Here is an 8167-nt window from a genome sequence, read left to right as displayed (position 1 = left end):
ATGCAAATAAAAAAATCGCTCTAATAAGCGATTACTTTAATTTATATTTAATTACTTTATTTATAATTTTTATAAAACCTCAACTTTTTTCTTACTACCAGAAGTTTTAATTGAATTATATGCATATCATAAAAGGGGAACAGTATATTCAAAAACAGAATGATTAAATTTAATTAATAATTTTATTGAAAATAATATTTTAATATTATTTTCACAAAATATTAATAATTTAAATAAAATTGAAATAACAGGTATTTGAGGTTATGGAAATTATGATATTACAATTTTTACCGAAAAAGAACAGATTAATATTAATAATCTAGAATTATTTAATAAAAATGTAAATTGTAAATGCCAACCGATAAAAAGTTAACTATTAATTTAGTTAACTTTTTTAAGTTAATTATAGGAGGTTGAAATTATGCAAACAAAGCAATATTTAATTTTGCGGTCGTTAGTGAAAAAGTATGGTAAAGATATTGTTATTAATACTGTCAATAAGATTGTAAAAGATATTGAAATTAAAAAGTAAAAGAATAAATTATTCCGCGTAATTTATTAGCGGATAATTTATTCAATAATGTTTTTTAAGTGGAGCAAAGCGACAACGAGCGGAGCGAGTTTGCAAATTTCAATTTTTTAATTTATTGAAAGGAGATATATTATGCCAGTTTGATTAACGACAATATTTAGTGTTGTTATTATATTGGGTATTTTTGCGTGAATTGGTTTATCAATTTATCAGAAAATTCGCCAAATTCAAGGTAAGAAAAAAGATAAAAAAGAAATTGAAAACAAGGAGGATAAAAAATAATGTTAGGGATGTATTTAACAACAGCAATTAATTTTTTAGCAGCAGATACGCCACCTACTATTTCAGATGGAATGGGTTCTATTTGAAGTGGATTAGGGCAAGCGATGATGAAAGTTAAAGAAGCAATTTATGCTGTATTACCACAATTAATGACTTTTTTAGGTGATGCGTGAATTATTTTAATTCCATTTGGTATTTTTGTTATTGTTAAAATATTAAACTTTTTCCGTGTTATGGTCAAAGGATTTTAGTAATAAGAAACTAAGGCACACTAGTTTATTTATTTTTTATTAATTTATTTTGTATAACTATTATTTTAAAACTTAATAGTATTTTTCAGTGTGCCAATTTTTATTATTTTTATATTTAACAATGTTTATTAAACAATAGATAAACAATATTTTAACATTATTTATAACATTGTTAATTAAAAACAATGTTTATTAAGGAGTTGATAAAATTGAGTAATTTTGTTAAGAAAAATCAAAATATAGAGAATTATTTTATTCGTAAAGAATTCATAGTTTTTCAGACTGATAAAGCTTCATTTATAAATTTACCTAATCATAATCGCCATATTGGTTTTTGATTGAGTAATAAATTTATTTATCCGATTGAAAAACATTCAGAACAAGTAGCAATTGGTTTGATTTATGATAATTCTTATCCTATTGTAAAATATGATGAAAATTTAAAACGTCATATTTGAAAGTATTTAACTGGAATAGAATTAATTAATTTGTATAATCAATATAAACAAAATTATTTTAATCGTATGCACAAAGCATTATTTTCAAATGAACCTAAAAAAGTAAAAGTAAATAATAACAATAATAATTTAACAAATTGAAGTGTTGAAAAAGAGCAAGAATTAATTAATGATTTAGAAATTTTAAATTAAATGGGTTTATATGACTATTGAGTTCAATTTGTTAGTTATATTTTTGGTTCAAATGCCCCTGAATTTTTATATGTTATATCGTTTGTATTATTTATCGTTTTATTTTTTGGGATGTTTTTTAAACTTATTCAAAAAATGTAGAGTTTTTAAAAATGCAAAATGATTGAGAAAAATTAAAAGAGTTTTTTATTCATGTCTTTTTGTTTATAAATAAAACAAATGTTGAAAGTATTACAACTTGGACTTTGACACAGAATGAATATTTAACTTTGATGGTTGGTGTTTGAATTGTTATTTTATTTTTAACTTGGTTTTTGTTATGAATGATTTTTAAAATAGTTGGGTATTTTAAATAATGAAAAAGTTTGTATTTTTCTTAAAAAATTATTGTTATATTAGTGGTTCAATGATTTTGTTTAGTTTAATTGATTTGTTATTTTGAATAATTTCATTAAATTATACTGGTTTAGTATTTTGATTATTATTTGCTTTGCAATGTGTTTATTTTGTATGATGAGTTTGAAAAAAATATTTTATCAGTTAAATGCTTTTCGGTTAGTAAGTTTTGTTTGAGATAATCCGTTATCAGTTATTATTGGTAAATTAGGAACCGGAAAAACTTTACTTTTAACTTATTTATCACAAACTATGAAATTATTAACAGATAAAATTTATAGTAATTATCCGTTAGAAGATGAGAAAGTTAAAGTTTTAACATTTAAAAATTTAGATTTTACAGATAGAACAAAACCAGTTCCCCCTGATGATAGTGTTATTTTATTTGATGAAAGTTATTTATATATTGATGGAACTAGTCCTCACGATGAGAAAAAAGTCCATAGTGGTAAAATTCCGTGAATTGTTTTAGCAAGACATTTTGGTAATTGTGCTTTGTTTACAGCACAGCGTGAGGGTATGATTTGAAATAATATCCGACAATTAGCAAGTGGTATTATTATTCCAATTTCACTTAAAAAACCGATTGCTAAAAAAGGATTTAATTTTTTTAATCGTTTCTTTATTATGCGAATTGGTATTTTTCAAGATATTATGGATTATGAAATTTGAAAAACAAAATCAGTAGAACGAACAGCAGAAGGTAAACGAGTAAAACATAAGTCAGATGTTGGTTTAGGAATTCGGTTTTTTAAAATAATTATTCCGTTAGAATTTGCACAGAAATATGATAGTCAATGATTAAAGTTTGTTCGTGATTTAAAAAATGATGAAATAATTAATAACAAAGAATACTATTGGTCAGAAATTACTAAATTGAGTGTTAAAGAGCGGTTAGAATTGTTTGATATTGATATTTTGAAAAAGAATTTAAAACCTAAAAAAGAAAAAGGAAGTGATAAAAATGATTAATTTGTTGTCAGAAAGTAGTAATTGAGATAATATTTTTAGTTTTATTTTTGATGTTTTTTTGTTTATTTTTGATGTAATTTGAAATACTAAATTACCAATGACAAATACAACAATTGCTTATTTTATTATTTTTTTTATGGTTGTTAAGTTATCGATTTATGCAATTCACGGTACAAGAACCCAATATAACGAATTAGGTTCGACAGTACAAACGGGTGTATCAAATATTTATTCTGCGACTGCTCGTGGAGTTTCAGATACTAAACAAGGTATGCAAAAACATATTAAAGAGCGTAAACAGTTTAAAATTAATCGTAATAAACAACAATTATCAAGTTTAGCAAAACAAGCAAAAACAAGAGAACAAGGATATAGGAGAGTGCATAAATAATGATTAGACTAGTTTTATTGGTTGCGGCAATTGCTATATTTGGTACTGGTTTTATTACAGTTATTATTAATCAATTAACATCAGCAAAAAATATCATTATGGATTTATATAACTCAGATACTTTTTTACTTTCTTTATTTGGTAAGATGGCAATTTTGTTTAATCATCCGTTAATGTTAACAATATCAAGTTTATATATTGTTGGGTTTATTGTTTCAAAAACATTGTATAGTTAGGAGTTGAGTTTATGGATAATAAAAATGAAAAGAAACATAAAAAGGGTTTATTTATTTCTTGGGTTGATTTAATTTTGTATCTTATTATAAGTTTTTCATTAACGTTTGTATGTGTCTTAGATACAGTTTCAACTATTGATGAATTAAAAGAGAAATATGCTGGTATAAATGGTTATATAATTTATGGTTTATGATTTGATATATTATGATATATCTTAGTAATTCATTATTTTTATGGTTATCTATTTAATCAAATTATCAAATTAATAAAAGAAAATAAAAAAGAAAAGGTGGTAAAGAATAATGCGTAAGTCATTATCTTTATTTGCTATATCCATTTTAGGAATTTTAGGTTTAATTATTCCTTTGATTACTTTAACGGCATTTAAGCCATTAAATCAGCAAAATTATATTGTTAATCAGCAAACAACGGGAATGAATGAAACTGATTTTATTAATACAATGTTTTTACGCAGTAGTTTCTTTGAAAATTGGTCTGAAACAAATTATTTTATTAATCCAACTTTAAAAACATCACAATCATTAACTTATAACGATAAATGATATTTAGATTTTTTAAAGGATAGTTATTCAACTGGTGTTTCTTACGATAAACCAAGTGATAAGTTTATGGATTTATATAAAAATTGAGATACTTATGCTAAACAATATAACATTAACAAATTTTATAATGTTGATAAAAAACAATTTTTAAGAGAATTAACTAATTTTATTTATTCTTTTACAAATAAATATAATTTAACGCAAATGTTAAATAAATTAAAAGCAAATATCACTGATTTACAGCAAATTAATTTAATTGAAGATAATTGAAAATTAATCGATTATCCTACATCTACAATTAAACTTCGTGATTTATTTAAAAATCCAGATAATAAATGATATGTAATAAATTTATTTATTACACAAGAAGGGTATATTATAAGAAAATTTAAATTTACAAATAAAACTAAATTAGTTAAAAAAAGTGATTATGATGAAACTGCTTGAAAATATAAATTTAAAGATTATGAAGGGTTGCCTACTGAATTAGTTGGATATTATAGATATGTTTATCGTTGAAATGGTGTTAATGAACCACAAACACCAGAAATAAATAATGGTGGTGAAATTACTGATTGAAATATTTACAATCAAAATAAAGTTAAAGACTTTTTAAATAATTACTTAGATGTTATTATCCAAGAAAATATTAGAATTCAGCAAGGCGGTAATCCCGATTATGAGAGTTCTATTGTTGGAACACAAAGAATAATTTTTGATTTTGAAATTGTTAATAATATGGAAAAATTGGACTGAAAACCTAGTATTATTTTAACTAGAAAATCAATTTATCGAATGATTTTAACGATTGATGAACATAAAAATATTGTTGCTGGTAGTTTAGAATTAACACATCTTAAACAATATTGGGATGGTAATAATGCAAATAGTTATCGATATACTGATGATTTAGATTTTTTGTTTACTTTTATGAAAGAAAAAGATAGTATCTTTAATTTTAGTGCTGAAACATATAATTATAATCAAGATAATACTCCTAATACTGGTAAACATATTTTTGAACAGATGAAAGGCCAAATTGATATTAATAAGTTTTTAAAAGCATTTTTTGCTTATGCTTTAGTTCCAGTATTCCAAAATCGTAGTAATTTTATTGAAAGTGGTTATATTGATAATTTAGAATATAATACTGTTTTAATTAATTTTTTTGGTTTGAAATTAGTTAATTTTAGAGATGTTTTAATTGATGAAAATAATACGAATAAAAATCAATTTGAAAAATTGTTAAATAGTATGTTTACAGTTTCGCAAAACTTTTATAAAGATTATTTACGAACCATTTTTGATTTAGAAAATAACACTTATGTACAAGGATATAACAAAAAATATGGTTTGTTAGCAAATAATGGTTTTAAAATTTATCCACGATATTTTTATTTTTCTGATAAATATAAATTATTAGATTTTAAGATGTATTCAGCCTATAAAAATCGATTTTATAATACAAACTATGGAGATGTATTTAATTATGATTTTTCTGTCTCAAATGATTATAATATTAATCAAAATGAGGGTTATGTTTTTAACGGTAGTAATTTACAGAATAAATATGGTTTAAAATATAAAAAAATGGAAGAACAAAAAATCGGTTATAATGTTTTTGAATTACAAGCACAAAAAGATAACGATATGTATCGTTATTATGATTTTAATTTTGGAATTTATAATTGACAAGAAATTAATAACGGCGGATTATTCCCTGATAGTCAATGATGACAAGCCCAATATGAAAGTTGTAGTTGATATAACTTAGCGTGTCATATTCGTAATGCGGCAATTTGAATAGTTAATAATATTCCTGGTATAAAACAAGTAAACGAATTAGCGAGTGGTGTTGGCAAAATATTTCAAACAATATATAGTTTTTTTAGTCAAACATTCGAAGTATGAAAATTTAGTCCCGCATTGTATAGTACAATAACTAATTTATTTTTATTAATTATATTTATGAAATTTGTGCGATTGATTTAAAAAAAGGACTTGTTAGTCCTTTTATTTTTTTCAATCAGTAATTTCACCACCATTATTTATTTCTGGTGTTTGTGGTTCATTAACACCATTTCAACGATAAACATATCTATAATATCCAACTAATTCAGTAGGCAACCCTTCATAATCTTTAAATTTATATTTTCAAGCAGTTTCATCATAATCACTTTTTTTAACTAATTTAGTTTTATTTGTAAATTTAAATTTTCTTATAATATACCCTTCTTGTGTAGTAAATAAATTTATTACATATCATTTATTATCTGGATTTTTAAATAAATCACGAAGTTTAATTGTAGATGTAGGATAATCGATTAATTCTCAATTACTATTTTTTGGTGGTTGTTGTGGTTCTGGTGCGGGTTTTGGTTTATTATTCTCCTCGTTTTCATTGTTATTTGGTTTTTCACAACTAATTAATGATGTTGTACTTGTTGTTGTTAATCCGATTATTCCTAAAATACTTAGTAACTTTTTAATATTTTTATCTCCTTACTTAAAATGTTATAATTAATTTATATAAATTATAACATATTTTAATATTTTAGGAGGTAAAGTGTGAAAAAATATGAAAGATTAGATATTAATGAAAGAGTAAATTTGAAAAAATTAAAAGATAATGAATTATTTAAAAAGAAAAATGGAACAATTAATATTCGAAAAATTGCTAAGCAAATTAATAGGTCTTATTCTGTAATTTGAGAAGAGTTAAATATGTTTGATAATATTAATGATTATAATGCTTCAAAAGCACAAAAAATACATGATAAAAAGAAAAAACAATGTCGTAAATATTCAATGTTAAATTCACAAGAATTAAGTTATTTTTCGAATGAATATAATAATTTTGGTCGTTCGCCACAAAATATTATTATTTCTTATGAATTACAATATAATGTAAAATTTGGTGTATGTTTTAAAACAATGTATAAATATATTAGATTAGGTTATTTTAATTTAAAAAAAGAAATGTTATATTTTAAAAATAAAAAAAGAAAAACAAAAAATGGTGAAAAAAATGATAATCGTGGAAAATTAATTAATATTAGAGATTATAAGCAATTTTTAAATGATTATGGAGATGATTTAAGTTTTAGTGGAATTTGAGAAATGGATACTATTGATTGTGGTAATTTTCATTTGTTAGTTTTAGTAAATCGTAAATCAAAGATACTTTTTTACCATATTTTATTTAGTAAAAAGGCAAGTATTGTATTAATAATTTTAATGAAAATGATTAAACAAATTGGTATTAGCAAATTTAGTTGTATTTTAACCGATAGAGGAAAAGAATTTTATAGATGAAAAACAATAGAAAAACATTTTAAAATAAGAGTTTATTTTTGTGATGCTGGTAAACCTCGTCAGAAAGCATTAGTAGAAAGAATAAATAGAGATATAAGGCGTTGATTAGGTCAAAATTAATCATTAATTAATATTCGTAGTAGATTAAAATCTATTTTAGATATATTAAATACTACAATTAGACCTTGCTTGGGAAATTTTACATCGAGACAATATTTTAAAAAAATTTTTTTAAATTAAATTAAATTTATTGTTTGTATAAGATTAGTAAACTTTATTTTTTGTTGTGTTTAATTTTATAATTTTGAAAATAAATATTAAAAATAATATTTTTATTTTGTTATTTTTTGTAATTATTGATTTTTATTTTTAATTTGTTATAATTTTATTAACTTTTTATCGTTTAGTTTTACAGTATACAAAACAATGAAAAATTATCATTAATTAGATTAGAAATATAAAAATCATTTATTAAAATGTACAATGTTTCTTTTAACTGAGAATATGAAATAAAAAACCTTTCTAGGTTATTATTAAATATATAAAGTTAGGAGAAACATTTTTTATATGGCAAAGGG

The 8167-nt window shown here is 22.5% G+C and carries 10 protein-coding genes and 2 pseudogenes; 10 read left to right on the top strand and 2 right to left on the bottom strand.

Annotated features, from left to right (window positions below):
- Positions 1 to 664 precede the first annotated feature (664 nt).
- The 9 genes from D9R21_RS03230 (at position 665) to D9R21_RS03190 (ending at position 6266) form a co-directional block, all read left to right on the top strand.
- Positions 665 to 814: a hypothetical protein gene (locus tag D9R21_RS03230; RefSeq protein ID WP_101519313.1), complete on the top strand. Its 150-nt coding sequence runs from the start codon at positions 665 to 667 to the stop codon at positions 812 to 814.
- Entirely contained in the window at positions 814 to 1065 is a 252-nt protein-coding gene (locus D9R21_RS03225) for a hypothetical protein (protein WP_126821078.1), read from the top strand. Before D9R21_RS03230 ends, D9R21_RS03225 begins: the two co-directional genes overlap by 1 nt.
- Before the next feature lie 209 nt (positions 1066 to 1274).
- A complete protein-coding gene (locus tag D9R21_RS03220) occupies positions 1275 to 1715 on the top strand; it encodes a DUF3627 domain-containing protein (RefSeq protein WP_126821077.1) in 441 nt (146 codons plus the stop codon).
- 152 nt (positions 1716 to 1867) lie between these two features.
- Positions 1868 to 2071: a DUF2649 family protein gene (locus D9R21_RS03215; protein ID WP_126821076.1), complete on the top strand. Its 204-nt coding sequence runs from the start codon at positions 1868 to 1870 to the stop codon at positions 2069 to 2071.
- Between the two features lie 139 nt (positions 2072 to 2210).
- The gene (locus D9R21_RS03210) at positions 2211 to 3083 is read left to right on the top strand and encodes a hypothetical protein (protein ID WP_241568713.1); all 873 of its coding nucleotides are present in this window, start codon (positions 2211 to 2213) and stop codon (positions 3081 to 3083) included.
- Positions 3076 to 3474, top strand: a complete 399-nt coding sequence (locus D9R21_RS03205; RefSeq protein ID WP_126821075.1) for a hypothetical protein — start codon at positions 3076 to 3078, stop codon at positions 3472 to 3474. Before D9R21_RS03210 ends, D9R21_RS03205 begins: the two co-directional genes overlap by 8 nt.
- Positions 3474 to 3710: a hypothetical protein gene (locus D9R21_RS03200; protein WP_126821074.1), complete on the top strand. Its 237-nt coding sequence runs from the start codon at positions 3474 to 3476 to the stop codon at positions 3708 to 3710. The genes D9R21_RS03205 and D9R21_RS03200 overlap by 1 nt, the downstream gene beginning before the upstream one ends.
- Before the next feature lie 11 nt (positions 3711 to 3721).
- Complete coding sequence (locus D9R21_RS03195; RefSeq protein ID WP_126821073.1) at positions 3722 to 4021, top strand: hypothetical protein; 300 nt, start codon at positions 3722 to 3724, stop codon at positions 4019 to 4021.
- Positions 4014 to 6266: a spiroplasma phage ORF1-like family protein gene (locus D9R21_RS03190; RefSeq protein ID WP_126821072.1), complete on the top strand. Its 2253-nt coding sequence runs from the start codon at positions 4014 to 4016 to the stop codon at positions 6264 to 6266. The genes D9R21_RS03195 and D9R21_RS03190 overlap by 8 nt, the downstream gene beginning before the upstream one ends.
- Before the next feature lie 21 nt (positions 6267 to 6287).
- On the opposite strand, the gene D9R21_RS08290 is transcribed toward D9R21_RS03190, so the two are convergent.
- Positions 6288 to 6401, bottom strand: a complete 114-nt coding sequence (locus D9R21_RS08290; protein ID WP_241568712.1) for a DUF3688 family protein — start codon at positions 6399 to 6401, stop codon at positions 6288 to 6290.
- Between the two features lie 297 nt (positions 6402 to 6698).
- Positions 6699 to 6755 (bottom strand): annotated as a pseudogene (locus D9R21_RS08520) (hypothetical protein); the annotation flags it as partial.
- Between the two features lie 87 nt (positions 6756 to 6842).
- Here D9R21_RS08520 and D9R21_RS03180 point away from each other — a divergent pair.
- Positions 6843 to 7829, top strand: a pseudogene (locus D9R21_RS03180) (IS30 family transposase).
- Positions 7830 to 8167: the final 338 nt, after the last annotated feature.

This window comes from Spiroplasma endosymbiont of Megaselia nigra, assembly GCF_003987485.1.
GTDB lineage: Bacteria > Bacillota_I > Bacilli_A > Mycoplasmatales > Mycoplasmataceae > Spiroplasma.
This window is presented reverse-complemented; position numbering and strand designations above follow the sequence as displayed.